We start from the raw sequence: 14,932 nt of genomic DNA on the forward strand, positions 1-14,932 counted from the left end.
CTCAGGCCACCTTCTCTGCACTGCTGCCGGCTACGCGGACAATGCTGTTGACGTAAATTCCGGGGGTGACGACGTTCTCCGGGTCCAGGCTTCCGGTGGGGACCACCTCGGACACCTGGACGATGGTGTGCTTCGCCGCGGCGGCCATGATGGGCCCGAAGTTCCGGGCGGTCTTGCGGTACACGAGGTTGCCCTTGCCGTCGGCTTTGAGGGCCTTGATGAGGGCGACGTCGGCGTGGATGGGGGTTTCAAAGACCTGGCCGCGGCCGTCGATGATCCGGGTTTCCTTGCCCTCGGCCAGCATGGTCCCGTACCCGGTGGGCGTGAAGAACCCGCCGATCCCGGCCCCCGCTGCCCGGATCCGCTCGGCCAGGTTGCCCTGCGGCACGAGTTCCAGCTCGATCTCGCCGGCCTTGTACTTCGCGTCAAAGTGCCAGGAATCGGACTGCCGCGGGAAGGAACAGATCATCTTCCGCACCCGGCCCTCCTTGATCAGCAGCGCCAGGCCCTGGTCGCCCTGCCCGGCGTTGTTGTTCACCACAGTCAGGCCGGTGGCGCCGCAGTCCATCAGCGCATCAATCAGTTCAAACGGCTGCCCGGCATTGCCGAACCCGCCGATCATCACCGTGGAACCGTCCTTGATCCCGGCCACAGCCTCGTTTACGGAGTCAACAAATGTCAGCATTACCTAGCCCTTCACGCCAGTAGTTACGTTTTCGAGGACCACGGCCAGTCCCTGCCCCACGCCGATGCAGATCGCCGCGACACCCCAGCGCTCCCCCGAGGCCTGCAGGGACCGGGCCAACGTGCCCAGGATCCGGGTTCCGGACGCACCGAGCGGGTGGCCCATCGCGATCGCGCCGCCGTGCCGGTTCACCATCGCCGGATCAATGCCCCAGGCATTGATACACGCCAGGGACTGCGCGGCAAACGCTTCGTTAAGTTCGACGGCGCCCACCTGGTCCCAGCCAATGCCCGCCTTCGCGAGGGCCTTGTTCGCCGCCTCCACCGGGGCGAACCCGAAGTACTGCGGATCATTGCCGTGCGCGCCGCGGCCCGCGATCCGGGCCAGCGGCTCCAAACCCAGCACCCCGGCGGCGCTTTCGCTGCCGACCCAGGCCGCGGAGGCGCCGTCGTTCAGCGGGGAAGCATTCCCGGCGGTAACCGTGCCGTTCTCAGTCCGGAATACCGTCTTCAGCCCCGCCAGCTTCTCCGCCGACGAGCCTGCCCGGATCCCCTCGTCCCGGACCAGGTCAGTTCCGGGCACCGGCGCCACGAGGTTGTCGTAGAACCCCTCGTCCCACGCGGCGGCGGAGAGGTTGTGCGAGTCCGCGGCGAACTGGTCCTGCTGCTCCCGGGTGACACCATACTTCTCACGCAAACGCTCGGTGGCCTCCCCCAGGGAGATCGTCCACTCCTTCGGCATCGCCTTGTTCACCAGCCGCCAGCCGAGCGTGGTGGAGGCCAGGGTCATGTCCCCGGCCGGGTACGGCTTCTCCGTCTTCGGCAGCACCCACGGGGCCCGGGACATCGACTCGGCGCCGCCCACCAGCACCAGGTCCGCGTCGCCGGCGTTGATCTGGCGGGAGGCGATGATCGCCGCATCCAGGGACGAGCCGCACAGCCGGTTCACCGTCGTGCCGGGAATCGACACCGGAAGCCCGGCCAGCAAAGTTCCCATCCGGGCGATGTTGCGGTTCTCCTCACCGGCACCGTTGGCGTTGCCAAACACCACCTCATCAATCCGCTCCGGGTCAAGACCCGGCGCGCGCTTCACGGACTCCCTGATCACATGCGCGGCAAGGTCATCCGGACGGACCCCGGCAAGGCCGGACCCGAATTTGCCGAACGGGGTGCGCACGGCGTCATACACAAAAGCCTGGTTCATCATTTCCTCGAATTCTGTCTGGTGATCCCAACTAAGTTGGATGGGACGGGGCTAGCCGGTGGGGGTCGTGTCCGGGGCAGTGCTGTCAGGGCCGGTGCTGTCAGGGGCGGTGTTGTCCATTTCCTGGAACACCTGCTGTGCTGTTTTGAAGGCGGTGTTGGCGGAGGGGACTCCGCAGTAAATGGCGGTCTGCAGCAGGATTTCCTTGATCTCGTCCCTGCCCAGGCCGTTCGTGAGGGCCGCGCGGATGTGCATGGCCAGTTCGTCCCAGTGCCCGTGCGACACCATCGCCGTAATGGTGACGGCGGAGCGCATCTGCCGGGTCAGGCCCGGGCGCGTCCAGATGCCACCCCACGCGATCCGCGTGATCATGTCCTGGAAGTCTTCCGTAAAGTCGTCCTTGTTGGCGTTGGCCCGGTCCACGTGCCCGTCGCCCAGGACTTCGCGGCGGACCTTCATGCCGCCGTCGTAAATCTCCTGGCTGGTGGCGTCGGGCTGGACCACGCCGTGCCGCTCACCACCGGGCTGACGGCCGCTCATGCGCTTGCTCCCCGTGACTCAACCCAGGAGAGAAGGCCGCGCATCAGCTCGGCAACGTGCGCCGGCGCCTCGGCGGGAGCAAGGTGGGCCACGCCCTCGAGCGTGACGGCGGTGGCGGTGCCGCCGCCGGCGGTGATGCCTGCTGCCACTTCCTCGGCAAACGACGGCGGGGCCACACCGTCCAGAGCCCCTGCGATGACTTGGGTGGGGACGCGGATGGAGCCGAGTTCCCCGCGCACGTCGAAGGCCGCCAGTGCTTCGCAGCAGAACGCGTAGCTGAAGCGGTCGGCGTCGCGCAGGGCGTGGAGGAGCCTGCTGCTCAGCTCGGGCTCGCGGTCCATAAAGCCGGGGGCGAACCATCGCTGGGCCGAGCCCTGGATTATGACCGGGGTACCTTGGCTGCGGACGGTTTCGGCACGTTCGAGCCATCCCTCCGGCGTGCCCAGTTTGGCGCCACTGCACTGAACGGACAGGCTCTTGAGCCGTTCGCCGTGTTTGATGCCCAGCTGCAGGCCGGTAGCTCCGCCGAGGGAGACACCGGCGTAGTGGAAGGACTCGCCGGGGGCGATGGAGTCGATCAGGTCCACCACGGCATCAGCCAACGCCACGACGTCAAACGCTTCCGTTGCAACCGGTGAGACGCCGTGGCCGGGCAGGTCCCATGCCACGACGTCAAAGTCGTTGCCCAGCAGGGATGCCGTCCTGTTCCACAGGACGGTGGAGGTGCCCAGGGAGGGGCCCACCACCAGCAGGGGGTGCCCGCCCATGGCCCGCTGGGGCGACAGCAGGGCGGCTTTCAAGGCAGGTTTAGCCACGGCGGGCTCCGTTCGCGTCGGTTTCTGCAAATGCTGGAGGGAAAAATTCAGGGTAGGCGGCCAGGATGCGCCGGGCGATTTCAGCGGCCTCGCCCAGGTAGCTGGCCGGGTTGAGGAGTTCCTCGAGCCGGAGATCGGAAAGCGCCCCGGGCGGGACGGCTTCACGGAGCAGCTTCCGGTAGGTGGCTGCCTGCTCCGCGGGCGGCGCCTGCAGGGTCCGGTCCACGACGGCCTGGAGCTGCTCCTTGCCGTTGCGGCCGTCCTTGTCTTCAAGCAGGGGCGCCACAGCGGCGGCCACGCCTTCGGCCAGCAGCAGCGGACCGGCAAGATCCAGGTTGCGGCGCATGGCGTCCGGGAAAACCTGCAGCCCCTCGGCGAGTTCCCTCAGGTGGCCTGCGGCGCCAAGTGCCAGGGCCAACAGCTGCCGGAGTGCGGGCCACTCCGTGTGCCAGGCGCCGTCCGGGCGTTCGTCGTTGAAGTTCCCGGCGGCCAGGTGCAGTTGGGCCACCAACTGGGGCGCCTGGAGCGCGGCGCTGCGTACCAGCACGGACAGCACCGGGTTCTGCTTCTGCGGCATGGCCGAGGAAACGCCACGGCCCGCCACGCGCGGTTCGGCCAGCTCGCCCACCTCGGGCCGGCTCAGGAACAGGACGTCCGCGGCGATCTTGCCAAAGGCATCCAGCACGGCTGCCAGGACATGGCCCAATGACGTGGTAGCCAAGCGGTTGGTGTGCCAGGGAGCGGGCGCGGGGGCGAGGCCCAGCTGGGCGGCCAGGGCGTCAGCAAGGCTGAACGGCGTTGCCGGCGAACCGGAGGTGAGGACGGTTCCGGCCGCCAAGGTACCGGCAGCACCACCGAACTGGACCGGAAGCGCCAGGCCTTCCAACAGCCGTCCCGCGGCAGCGAGGCCATGGAACCACTGCGCCGCCCGGAGCCCGAACGTGAACGGCAAGGAATGCTGGGTCAGGCTCCTGCCCACGCACAGCGTGCCCGCATGGCGCTCCGCCACGGTGGCGAGCGCCGCCGTCGTGCCTTTCAGGTCAGCCAGCAGTGCCTCGATAGTGTTCCGGGCAACCAGCATCAGCGCCGTATCCAGCACGTCCTGGCTGGTCAGCGAGGTGTGGACGGCCTTCCCGGCCCCCACATTCGAGGCGTCCAGAACCGAGACGTGCGTGCGGAGGTCGGCCAGCAGCGGGATCACGGGGTTGCCGCCGCCCTGTGCCCGGCGGGCGATATCGGCGAGGTCGTAGCGGCTGGCCTCCGCAGCAGAAGCGACGACGGCGGCGGACCCGGCGGGCACCAGACCCGCCTTCTCCAGCACGGCAGCCCAGCCGGACTCGACGGCGAGGATCGCCGCGAGCACTGCCCGGTCCCCCGTCAGCGCCGCCACCAAAGGCGACGCCGAGACAGGGGTGAGCAGGCCGACGTCGCCATCGGCACCGCTTCCGAAGTTGCCCGGGACTGCTTCAGTCACTGGAAGTCCAGGAAGACTGTCTCGCCCTTACCCTGAAGGCGGATGTCAAAGGTGAGTCCGCCGTCGGGATCGCGGCGCGCGATCAGCGTCTTGCGGCGCTCCGGTTCCAGCGAGCTGAGCAGCGGGTCGTTGGCCAGCGCCTCCCCGTTCTCCGGGAGGTAGATGCGGGTGAAGAGCCGGTTGGTCAGGCCGCGGGCGAAGACGGCCATCGAAATAAAGGGCGCCGCGGCTGGTTTTCCGGGGAGCTGCCTGGTGGGGCCGGGGTTGACGGTGGTGAACGTGTACACGCCGGAGTAGCCTACGGAGCCGCGGCCCCAGCCGGTGAAGGTGTAGCCGTCACGGACCAGGGACCCGGTCTTCTGGACGATGTTGCCCTCGGCGTCGGGCTGCCAGATTTCCAGGATGGCGTCCGGAACTGTCTCGCCGGCGCCGTCGTACACGGTGCCCTGGAGCCGGATGGAGCCGGGCGAGCCGGGGGCGAGGAGTTCGTTGTCCTTCTCGAAGGGCAGCGCGTAGCCGTAGAACGGGCCAACGGTCTGGCCGGGGGTGGGTACCAGTTTGGTGCTCATTTTCTATTCCTCATCGCCCTCTGCGCCCAGCGCCTCGTTTTCGGTCCAGGTCCGCTTGGGACCGGTCAGGACGATGTCCCAGTTGTAGCCCAGCGCCCACTCCGGCTCCGTGAGGTTGTGGTCGTAGTTGGCCACCAGCCGGTCGCGGGCGTCCTGGTCCACGATGGTCTGGTATATCGGATCCAGCGGGAAGAGCTGGTCCCCGGGGAAGTACATCTGGGTGATGATCCGCTGGGTGAATTCGCTGCCGAACAGCGAAAAGTGGATGTGCGCGGGGCGCCAGGCGTTGAGGTGGTTCTTCCACGGGTAGGCGCCCGGCTTGATGGTGGTGAAACGGTAGGAGCCGTCGGGGCCGGTGATGCAGCGGCCGATGCCCGTGAAGTTGGGGTCGATCGGTGCGGGGTGCTGGTCGCGCTTGTGGATGTAGCGGCCGGAGGCGTTGGCCTGCCAGATCTCCACCAGCTGGCCTGCCACCGGGCGGCCGTTTCCGTCCAGCACCTTGCCTGCCACGATGATCCGCTCGCCCTGCGGCTCGCCGTTGTGCTGGATGGTCAGGTCCGATTCCAGGGCGTGCACGTCCTGGTGGCCGAACGCCGGGGAGTACAGCTCGATGGTCTCCGGGTCCGCGTGATGCAGGCTCTTGGTGGGGTGCCGCAGGATGCTGCTGCGGTAGGGCGGGTAGTCCAGCCGGGGCTGGGTCTCGGCCGGGGCGCCGTCCTTGAGGGCACGCGCGTAGGCGTCGGCCAGGCCGTTGATCTCTGCGCTGAGGTCAGCCTGGGTCTCGACGGCGCGGTTCAGGGGCAGGTGCGCTGCGTGGGGTTCGGCGGCCGGTACGAGCTCGTCGGCTTCAAGCCGGGCGTTGATGTCCTGCGGCACGGCTGGCTCCTTTCGTTGGTGGTTTCCTGTGGATGTCGTTTTAGGGGTGATGGAGCGAGTCGTATTGGACGGCATGGCGCACCGGAGCGTTCGGCGCCCCGTAGCCGTCGTAGTTGCCGCGGCGTTCCACCATTTCAAAGAACACACTGCCCACGGTGGCGGTGTAGAAATGGAGGAATTCGCCGTCGGCGTCCCGGTCATACAGGAGGTTCAGCTCCTGAAGGGTGGCCAGGAAACCCGGGTCAAGGTCGAAGCGGGCGTCCAGGTCCTCGTAGTAGTTGGCCGGAATCTGCAGGAACTCCAGGCCGCGGTCCCGGGCGGACCGGGCAGCGGACACGAGATCGCCCACGGCGAACGCGATGTGTTCCTGGTACGTCTTGTGCTCCTGCTGCGCCGGGGCCTGCTGGTTGGGCGCCAGGTTCAGGACCAGCCGCACCGCACCGTCGGAGGTCTGCATGACCTGCGAGCGCACCAGTCCGCTGGGGCTGGGCACCTCCGCGAACGGCTGCGGTTCGAGGGCGAGTGCGCTGGTGTAGAAGAGGACGGCTTCGTCGAAGTGCTGCCAGGGCTGGGCCAGGTTCACATGGTCAATGACCGCGTTTCCTGCCTGCCGCGGGTGTTCCAGCCCTTCGCCGGACCCGCTCCCCTGCCCGAATTCGGCAGTCCAGGCGGCGGTACCGTCAGGGCTGCCCTGGCACAGGAAGATCTCCGTGGAGTCCGGGGCGGAGATGCCCTGGAAGACTTCCTCGTCGGCCTGGACCTTGCGGGCCACTACCGGCGCCTTGAGCTGCTGGGCGCGGGCGGAGGCAATCACCGGCGAATCGACGTCGAACCCCAGGGCGGCGATCGCCGGTTCCGAGTGTGACGCCGCCTGCTCGTTGATGATGACGCGGGCCTGGCCCATGGTCCAGAGCTGGACGTTTTTGGTGCGGTGCCGGCCTTCGAAGGCGAAGCCGAGCTGGCCCAGGAGTTTCTCCAGCCGGGCGGTGTCGTCCGCTTTCACTTCGGCAAAGTTGAACCCGGCCGGTTCGCTCACCTTGGGCAGCGTGGCCAGTTCCATGGGATAACGACGGCGGGAGGCGGCACTGCTGCCGCCTTCGGTTTCCGCTGGATTGCCCGCAAGCCACTTGGCGCTCTGTTCCTCCAGCCAGATGAGCGAGCGCATGGCGTCCACGGCGGTGCGTTCGACGTCCGACTGGCGGAAGACGTCGTTGAAGACCTCAAGGGACACCGGCCCGGTGTAGCCGGCACGGACCACATGGCCCATGAATTTGGCGAGCTCGAACTGGCCCTCACCGGGGAACACGCGGTAGTGGCGGCTCCAGGAGAGCACATCCATGGAGAGTTTGGGGGCGTCGGCAACCTGGACGAAGAAGATCTTCTCCGGGTTGAGCTTCTCGATGGGCGCGGTGTCCCAGTCCCTGGACAGGATGTGGAACGAGTCCAGGCAAGTGCCGAAGTTGGGGTGGTCCACCATCTCCACCAGCCGGTACGCGTGCTCGTAGTCGTTCACGTACTTGCCCCAGGCCAGGGCCTCGTAAGCGACCTTGACGCCGTGGTCCCCGGCCAGCTCCGCGAGCTCGGCGAGCTGCGAGGCGCGGAGACCGTCATCGTCGATGGTGGCGGTGGCCACGTTGGAGCAGACCAGGATGGTGTCCATGCCCAGCCGGGACATCAGCTTGAACTTGGCCTCCGCCCGCCGGAGGTTCGCCTTAAGCAGGTCCGGCGTCACGCCGTCGAAGTCCCGGAACGGCTGGTAAAGGTCCAGTCCCAGGCCAAGGTCGGCGGCCATGGTGCGCACGTCCCCGGGGCTCAGGGGCGAGGTGACCAGGTCCTGCTCGAAGATCTCGATGCCGTCGAACCCCGCGATGGCGCAGGCCTGCATCTTCTCCTTCAGGGTCCCGGACAGGCAGACGGTAGCGATTCCGGTGCGCATCAGGCAGCCACCTCCTCGGCTGCGACGAGCTCCAGGAAGTGCGACCGCATGCGCTCCGGGTCAGGTTCGAGGCCGGTGAAGATCCGGAAGGCGTCAGCTGCCTGGCCCACCGCCATGCGGCCGCCGTCAAGGACATCACAGCCCTTGGCGCGGGCACCTCGGACGAGTTCGGTGTCGATGGGGCGGTAGACGATATCCGCCACCCAGTGCCGGGATTCCAGCAGGCCAAGATCCAGCGGGACGCCGGGGTGGGCGGCCATGCCCACCGGGGTGCAGTGCGCCAGGCCGTCGGCCAGCGGCATCAGCTGCGGCAGCTCTGCCGTCGTACGCGCCGTGACGGTGCTGTCCGGGAAGAAGCCGGCCAGTTCCTCCGCCCGGGCTGCGCCGCGGGCAGCGTCCATGTCCACGAGGTCCAGGTGGCGGACCCCGGCGCCAAGCAGGGCATAGGCGACGGCGGATCCCGCCCCGCCTGCCCCGAGCTGCACCACGCGGTCCAAGCGGGCACCGGGAAGACCGGAGGCGAGGGCGGCCGCGAAGCCGGAGAAGTCTGTGTTGTGGCCGACGAACCGGCCATTCTGGATCACCACGGTGTTGACGGCGCCAAGCCGCAAGGCGTCCGGGGACACCTCGTCCAGGTGCTGCAGGACCAGCTGCTTGCAGGGGTGGGTGATGTTCAGGCCATTGAAGCCGAGGCTACGCGCGCTCTGCAGCAGCTGCCCCACGGATTCGCCAGGCAGGCCCAGTTCCAGCAGGTCGATCGGGCGGTAAAGGTAGCGCAGGCCCTGCACATCACCTTCGCGTTCGTGCATGGGCGGGGTGAGTGACGGCATCACGCCATCGCCGACCAGTCCCACCAGGTAGGACTCAGTTCGATTACTCATCCGTGCAGCTCCTTCGATACGGCACCGGGCAGCTTCCTTGCGGAGAGCGTGCTGCCGGGTGATGGAAATTACGGTACATCATTTGTTCTCTTTCCGCACTACTGTTCGTAATACGAACGGAGGTCGTGGAAAGCAGCCCGGCGAGCCGCTTCCGCTACCGCTGCGGCAGCCTGGCCGCAAGTTCCGCGGCCGCCTCCTGCAGCAGGGGGACGTGCGCCTCCAGGTCCTCAAGGCTCAGGCGGAAGACGGGAACCGCGGTGGCCAGGGAGGCGAACGCGTGGCCCTGGTCATTGAAGAGCGGGACCGCGACGGCACGCATCCCGGTCTCGTTCTCTTCATCCATCACCGCGAACCCGCGGCGCCGGATCAGCTCGATCTCCGCGCGGAAGGCGTCCCTGTCCGTGATGGACTTTGGCGTGAGCGGCTCGAGCGGCAATTCGGCCAGCAGCTTTTCGCGCTCGGAGTCCTCGGCGAATGCCACCAGCGCCTTGCCCACGGCGGTCGTGGACAGCGAGCCGAGGTGCCCCGGATCGCTGGTCACACGGAACATCTGGGGACCGTCCACTTTGTTCACGGTGAGGTGGTGGTGCCCGTCGCGGACACTGAGGATGGTCGCCTCCCCCGTCTGCTCGGTGACGCGGCGGAGGACCGGCATGGCAGTCCCGGCGAAGCCGTGGTGGTTGGAGACCCGTTGGCCCAGCTGGAAAATCCGCAGTCCCAGGTGGTACCGGCGGCCCTCGGCCTCGTAGTCCACGAAGCCGGCCCTGGTGAGGGAGCCCAGGAGGCGGTAGGTGGTGCTGAAGGGCAACTGGGCCCGCCGTGAGATCTCTGCTGCACTGGCGCCGCGCGGCTCATCACCAAGCAGGACCAGGAGCCCCAGGGCCTTGCCCACCATGTCAGTGCGGTCGGACCGCCCGGCCTTCGGGGAGTTTTCTTCAGCGGCAACGTCATCGTCTGCTGTGGCTTGGTTCACACTCATATCTTGATGTTGCCACAATGTGAGAGCTATTGCCAGTGAATGATTATTTTCTTGACAAGTGACTGCCCTCACAGTCACCATTGCTGTATCGCACAAGTAGCTCCCACCATGTGGCTACTGTCCGGGTTTTCCCGCACCTCCAGCCGTGCCGCGCCAAGCCACCATCCCAGGCAGCGCCGGCTGCGAGTCCCCCTGATCCATTCGCGACAATGTCGTCACATCAAAGGAACTCCATGAGCCAGATACTTCCGTCCGCCGAGCCAGGCATTGATGCCCCGGCCGGGACGCCGAAGAAGGCAGCCCTCGCCAGCTTCCTGGGCAGCGCCGTCGAATACTACGACTTCTTCATCTTCGGCTCCGCCGCCGCCCTGATCTTCCCCACGGTCTTCTTCCCGGATGCTGACGCCAACGCGGCAATCATGTCCTTCGCCACCTTCGGCTTCGCCTACGTTGCACGCCCCGTGGGCGCAGTCATCCTGGGCCACTTCGGCGACCGGGTTGGCCGCCGGAAGGTCCTGATGTTCACCCTCCTCCTGATGGGTGCCTCCACCTTCCTGATCGGCTGCCTCCCGGACTTCAACACGGTTGGCTGGTGGGCTCCCGCACTGCTGGTGCTGGCCCGCCTCTGCCAAGGCCTTTCGGCCGCGGGCGAGCAGGCCGGCGCCTCCTCCATGACGCTTGAACACGCCCCGGACAACCGCCGCTCCTTCTTCACCTCCTGGACCCTCACCGGCACCCAGGGCGGCCAGATCCTCGCCGCCCTCGTCTTTATCCCCGTGCTCGCACTTCCGGACGAAATCAAGTACGGCATCGGCTGGCGGATCCCCTTCTGGCTCAGCGCCGTCGTGGTTGTAGTCGCCTTCTTTATCCGCCGCACGCTGCACGAGCCGCCGGCCTTCGAGGAAGCCCAGAAGACAGCCCAGATCTCCAAGCTCCCCGTCGCCGACCTGCTCAAGGGCCACTGGCGCGACGTCCTCCGGGTCATCTGCTGCGCCTTCATCGCCGCGGTTTCCACCGTCTTCGGCACCCTCGCCATCAGCTACGCCAAAACCGTGGCCGGCGTGGACGGCACCACCACCCTGTGGCTCGTGGTGGGCGCCAACCTCGTGGCGCTGGGCACCCAGCCGCTGTTCGGAATGCTGGCGGACAAGATCGGCCGCAAGCCCGTCTTCATCTACGGCGCCGTTGCCAGCGCGGCCTTGACGCCCGTCTTCCTGCTCAGCCTGGAATCGGGCAGCGTGCCGCTGATGTTCCTGGCCGCCATCGGCTTCTTCTCCTGCGGCTACGCAGCCTCCAACGCAGTCTGGCCGTCCTTCTACGCCGAGATGTTCAGCACCAAGGTCCGTTTCTCCGGCTTGGCCATCGGCACGCAGCTGGGCTTCCTGATGGCAGGCTTCGCCCCCGCCATCGTTGCAGCCATGGGCGGCATCAAGGCCGGCGGCTGGGTACAGATCAGCATCTTCACCGCCGTCATCTGCACAGTGGCAGCCATCTCCGCGCTGACCGCCAAGGAAACATTCAAAGTTCCCACCAAGCAGCTCGGCCTGAAGTAACTCCCGGAGCGCCGTTGGCTCCTCGCCGGTTGCACGGTGAAAAGCCAAATATCCCTCCTAAACTGCTCCCCGGAACTCGGACTCCGATATTGAGTTCCGAACCGGGGAGCATTTTTTTGCTCTGCGTATAACGTTCGGATGAATATGCGTGGACGGCCCCTTTGTTCTCATGAGACTATTTAGCGTTCTGTAGACGCTGGGGGGAGTCCCCCTAATTGGGGGCCTTTGTGAAGCACAATAAAAATTTGTCATTTCAACCTGCGCACAAAGCGTCCTATCGGGTCCGGCTTCGGAGCCTTCTAGCGGCATTCGCATGCGCCCTATTTGTCGTCATGCCAAGCGCCGGCAGCGCTGTGGCCGCCTCTGCACCTCCTCCTCCAACGCCGCTTCAGTACTCAACGACAGCCATTGAACGGGCTTACCAGGAGAATAGCGCTGTCCTCGGTGAGCCCGCAGGAATCACCGAATGCCGCACGGACAGTTATCCCTGCTGGCGAACGTTTAATACTGGCGGAATCTATGTTCTTGGCGCCGCCCGGCAGCCGATTATTGTTTCCGGGGCCATTTACCTGAAGTGGAATACTCTCGGCGGACTGTTCGCGGCCACCGTTGGGTCGCCTGTTGCGGGAATGGATTGTGATGGTGCCCTGAACTGCCAGCAGCGGTTTCACGATGGAACCATTTACGCCCGGAGCACGGGCCCTGCGATCCTGGTCCCCGGGAAGGACTCGATCTACTCCCATGCGAACGAGCTTGGCTGGCCGTTGGCGGACCCCACGTGCTCCTCAGGTTCCATCTGCAGCCAGACATTCGAGCGCGGCTTGTCTTACACGCGCGGAGACGAACATCGTGCCGTGACATATGGCGATATTTATACCTACTACAAAGACAAAGCCTCAGCGCTGGGCGGACCCTTCGGTGTCCCCGAATGTTCCGACCGCGGATGCACCCAGGCCTTCGACCGCGGAAGAGTGTTCTCGTCACCCCGGCTCGGGACGTTCACCATGACGGGGGCGATAAAAGATTTCTACCTTACCTATCCGGGGCCCGAGCTTGGGTGGCCCACGTCTGAGGAACAATGCGGCCTGGCCGGCGGCGGTTGCCGGCAGCAGCTTGAAGCGGGCCGGGCATACTGGGCCCCTGTGGTGGGCCCCTCGATGATCAGCGGTGGCATACTCAGTGCCTGGTCCTCATCAGGGGCGGAAAGCGGCGCCCTTGGATACCCGCTCTTCAAAGAGATCTGCTACGCAGGCACTTGCTATCAGCGGTTCCACAGCGGCGCCTACTTGGTGTGGAGTCCTGGGGCAGGTACTCAGCTCACAGCAGGCGCAATCGGGGCAAAGTTCGAACGATATGCCACTTACCTCGGCGGGCCCACTACATCACGCGAGATGTGTGGGCTGCGATCCGGCGGCTGCCTGCAGCAGTTCACCTACGGCAAGATGTACTGGGCTCCGGGAGTCGGCGCCTGGCCTATCCGCGGCGGCATGGAAACCAGGTGGAGGTCGGCCGGTGCAGAAAATGGTTCGCTGGGATATCCCACAAGCCCTGAGTATTGCAGTCTCGACGGCACCGGGTGCGTCCAGTACTTTCAGGGAGGCCAGCTGACCTGGGGCCTCGGTATCGGCGTTGGAGGAGGTTACGCGCCGTAACCTCCGCTGTTTCGGTGCCATGGCAAAAGCCCGGACAGTAATTGGGCAGGAGAAGCACGGCGGCGGGTACCCGGCAGAGGGGCATACCCCTCCCCGGGCGCTGAGCAGCAAAGTCATCAATTCACGTATTTGCGGAAGGGAAGGCTACCCTAAGTCGTCCCCTTTTTTATTTCTGCCCTTCCCCGAGGCAGCCCTGCTAGGCGGTTTTCAGTGCGTACGTTCCTCCGTCCCCGCGTCCTCCTGGCCGCGGCCGCTGCCCTCACCCTGACCGGCTGCGGCTTCAGCGGCACCCAGACCCAGTCCTCCCAGCCGAGCGCTGCGGCTGATACCAGCCAGCGGATTGTTGTGGACAACTTCCGGGCACCGGTAGCCAACTGGGCCGTCGAGTCCGACGCCGCCTACATCCTGTCCCTGTCCGGCTGCCTGGAAACCCTGACCACCTACAACCAGGCCGAAGGCAAGGTGCTGCCTTCGCTGGCCACCGAGTGGAAGCAAACCTCACCTTTGGACTGGGACTTCAGCATCCGCGAGGGCGTCAAATTCCAGGACGGCACCGACCTCACCGCCGAGTCCGTGGTGTCAGCGCTTAACCATGTCCTGGATGCAAAGGTCCCCGCCCGCGCCTTCAACCGGACCATGATCAGCAGCGTCACCGCGGTGGACGCCCAGACCGTCCGGGTCAGCACCCCGGCGGAGAACCCGTTGGTGCCGTATCGGCTGGCCAGCGTCAACACTGGAATCCTGGCACCCGCCGCCTACAAGGCCGAGGGCCTGGACCCGTTCGGCCACTGCACCGGTCCCTTCACTCCCGTCTCTGAGAAGGCAAAGCAGTCCCTCACCCTGGACCGCAACGAGAACTACTGGGGCGGCGACGTGCAGCTCGCGGGAGCCGAGATCCGTTTCATCACCAACGGCGCCACCCGCGCCGCGCAGGTGCAGACGGGCGAAGCTGACATCTCGCTCTCCATCCCCGTCGCGAGCCTCGCGGCGCTGAAGGCGGACGACGGCGTCTCCGTGCTGGGTGCCGATTCCCCCCGCACTGCCACGCTGTACATGAACAACGGCCGCGCACCGCTGGACAACGTTGACGTGCGCAAGGCGGTCCGGGAGGCCCTCGACCTCGACGCCCTCGCTGCCAGCGTCTACGAAGGCGCCGCCCTCCCGGCCACCGGGCCTTTCGCTCCCTCCGAGCCCTGGGCAGGCGACAAGCAGGACAAGCAGCAGCAGAACCTTGAGGAAGCCCGGAAGCTGCTTGCCAGTGCCGGCTACACCGCCGACCGCCCCCTGGAAATCATCGCCATCGTGGAGCGCGCCGAATTCGCCGACGTTGCCGCCGTCGTCCAGGAAAACCTGAAGAACATCGGCATCCCCGTCTCCATCCAGTCCAAGGAATACGCCTCCGCCGAGCCTGACGTCCTGGCCGGCAACTACGACATGCTGCTCAGCCAGCGGAACCGGCTGATTGACATCGCCGACCCCATCGGCTTCCTCACCGCCGACTACACCTGCAAGGGCACCTACAACCTGAGCCACTTCTGCGACCCTGAGTACGACCGGATCATCGCCGAAGCCGCCACAAAAGTTGACACGAACGAGCGCTACAAGCTGTACGCCGAGGCCGGGCAGATCCTCCAGGACAAGGCAGTGAACGCGTGGCTCGTGAATGAACAAGCCACCGACGCGATCCGCACCAACGTCCTGTCCTACGTCCAGGATCCGCTGTCCCGCTACGTACTGACGGCCCAGACGGGCAAGGCTGCGTCCTAGCC

General features: G+C 66.3%; 13 protein-coding genes. 3 read left to right on the top strand and 10 right to left on the bottom strand.

Features of this window, described 5'->3' with window-relative positions; genetic code table 11:
- Position 1 precedes the first annotated feature (1 nt).
- From AC5RV1_RS10410 to AC5RV1_RS10455, 10 genes are all read right to left on the bottom strand, one after another.
- The gene (locus AC5RV1_RS10410; protein WP_493994472.1) at positions 2-685 is read right to left on the bottom strand and encodes a 3-oxoacid CoA-transferase subunit A; all 684 of its coding nucleotides are present in this window, start codon (positions 683-685) and stop codon (positions 2-4) included.
- Positions 686-688: 3 nt separating this feature from the next.
- The gene (locus AC5RV1_RS10415; protein ID WP_493994507.1) at positions 689-1,888 is read right to left on the bottom strand and encodes a thiolase family protein; all 1,200 of its coding nucleotides are present in this window, start codon (positions 1,886-1,888) and stop codon (positions 689-691) included.
- Positions 1,889-1,939: 51 nt separating this feature from the next.
- On the bottom strand, positions 1,940-2,428 hold the full coding sequence (pcaC, locus tag AC5RV1_RS10420) for a 4-carboxymuconolactone decarboxylase (RefSeq protein WP_493994473.1): 489 nt from the start codon (positions 2,426-2,428) through the stop codon (positions 1,940-1,942).
- The gene (locus AC5RV1_RS10425) at positions 2,425-3,243 is read right to left on the bottom strand and encodes an alpha/beta fold hydrolase (protein ID WP_493994474.1); all 819 of its coding nucleotides are present in this window, start codon (positions 3,241-3,243) and stop codon (positions 2,425-2,427) included. Before AC5RV1_RS10425 ends, pcaC begins: the two co-directional genes overlap by 4 nt.
- Positions 3,236-4,717, bottom strand: a complete 1,482-nt coding sequence (locus AC5RV1_RS10430) for a lyase family protein (protein WP_493994475.1) — start codon at positions 4,715-4,717, stop codon at positions 3,236-3,238. The genes AC5RV1_RS10425 and AC5RV1_RS10430 overlap by 8 nt, the downstream gene beginning before the upstream one ends.
- Positions 4,714-5,286 carry a protocatechuate 3,4-dioxygenase subunit alpha gene (gene pcaG, locus AC5RV1_RS10435; protein ID WP_493994476.1) on the bottom strand — a complete coding sequence of 191 codons (573 nt, stop codon included), beginning with the start codon at positions 5,284-5,286 and terminating at the stop codon, positions 4,714-4,716. The genes AC5RV1_RS10430 and pcaG overlap by 4 nt, the downstream gene beginning before the upstream one ends.
- A gap of 3 nt (positions 5,287-5,289) precedes the next feature.
- A complete protein-coding gene (gene pcaH / locus AC5RV1_RS10440) occupies positions 5,290-6,162 on the bottom strand; it encodes a protocatechuate 3,4-dioxygenase subunit beta (RefSeq protein ID WP_493994477.1) in 873 nt (290 codons plus the stop codon).
- A gap of 40 nt (positions 6,163-6,202) precedes the next feature.
- Complete coding sequence (locus AC5RV1_RS10445; RefSeq protein ID WP_493994478.1) at positions 6,203-8,098, bottom strand: bifunctional sugar phosphate isomerase/epimerase/4-hydroxyphenylpyruvate dioxygenase family protein; 1,896 nt, start codon at positions 8,096-8,098, stop codon at positions 6,203-6,205.
- Positions 8,098-8,979 (bottom strand): shikimate dehydrogenase, encoded by an 882-nt coding sequence (locus AC5RV1_RS10450; protein ID WP_493994479.1) that lies wholly within the window; start codon positions 8,977-8,979, stop codon positions 8,098-8,100. The genes AC5RV1_RS10445 and AC5RV1_RS10450 overlap by 1 nt, the downstream gene beginning before the upstream one ends.
- A gap of 154 nt (positions 8,980-9,133) precedes the next feature.
- Positions 9,134-9,958: an IclR family transcriptional regulator gene (locus AC5RV1_RS10455; protein WP_493994480.1), complete on the bottom strand. Its 825-nt coding sequence runs from the start codon at positions 9,956-9,958 to the stop codon at positions 9,134-9,136.
- A 233-nt stretch (positions 9,959-10,191) separates the two neighbouring features.
- Here AC5RV1_RS10455 and AC5RV1_RS10460 point away from each other — a divergent pair, with 233 nt between their 5' ends.
- The 3 genes from AC5RV1_RS10460 to AC5RV1_RS10470 all read left to right on the top strand — a co-directional run bounded on the left by AC5RV1_RS10460 (position 10,192) and on the right by AC5RV1_RS10470 (position 14,930).
- Positions 10,192-11,511 carry an MFS transporter gene (locus tag AC5RV1_RS10460; protein ID WP_493945495.1) on the top strand — a complete coding sequence of 440 codons (1,320 nt, stop codon included), beginning with the start codon at positions 10,192-10,194 and terminating at the stop codon, positions 11,509-11,511.
- Positions 11,512-12,365: 854 nt separating this feature from the next.
- Entirely contained in the window at positions 12,366-13,163 is a 798-nt protein-coding gene (locus AC5RV1_RS10465) for an LGFP repeat-containing protein (RefSeq protein ID WP_493994481.1), read from the top strand.
- 210 nt (positions 13,164-13,373) lie between these two features.
- Positions 13,374-14,930 carry an ABC transporter substrate-binding protein gene (locus AC5RV1_RS10470; RefSeq protein WP_493994482.1) on the top strand — a complete coding sequence of 519 codons (1,557 nt, stop codon included), beginning with the start codon at positions 13,374-13,376 and terminating at the stop codon, positions 14,928-14,930.
- The last annotated feature ends 2 nt before the right edge of the window (positions 14,931-14,932 follow it).

The organism is Arthrobacter sp. Hb9-2 (assembly GCF_059091165.1).

Bases quoted from the DNA above. Each gene is read 5' to 3' on its own strand.
- AC5RV1_RS10410 (WP_493994472.1), bottom strand. From the start codon at position 685: ATGCTGACATTTGTTGACTCCGTAAACGAGGCTGTGGCCGGGATCAAG.
- AC5RV1_RS10450 (WP_493994479.1), bottom strand. From the start codon at position 8,979: ATGAGTAATCGAACTGAGTCCTACCTGGTGGGACTGGTCGGCGATGGC.
- pcaC (WP_493994473.1), bottom strand. From the start codon at position 2,428: ATGAGCGGCCGTCAGCCCGGTGGTGAGCGGCACGGCGTGGTCCAGCCC.
- AC5RV1_RS10445 (WP_493994478.1), bottom strand. From the start codon at position 8,098: ATGCGCACCGGAATCGCTACCGTCTGCCTGTCCGGGACCCTGAAGGAG.
- AC5RV1_RS10455 (WP_493994480.1), bottom strand. From the start codon at position 9,958: ATGAGTGTGAACCAAGCCACAGCAGACGATGACGTTGCCGCTGAAGAA.
- AC5RV1_RS10415 (WP_493994507.1), bottom strand. From the start codon at position 1,888: ATGAACCAGGCTTTTGTGTATGACGCCGTGCGCACCCCGTTCGGCAAA.
- pcaG (WP_493994476.1), bottom strand. From the start codon at position 5,286: ATGAGCACCAAACTGGTACCCACCCCCGGCCAGACCGTTGGCCCGTTC.
- AC5RV1_RS10460 (WP_493945495.1), top strand. From the start codon at position 10,192: ATGAGCCAGATACTTCCGTCCGCCGAGCCAGGCATTGATGCCCCGGCC.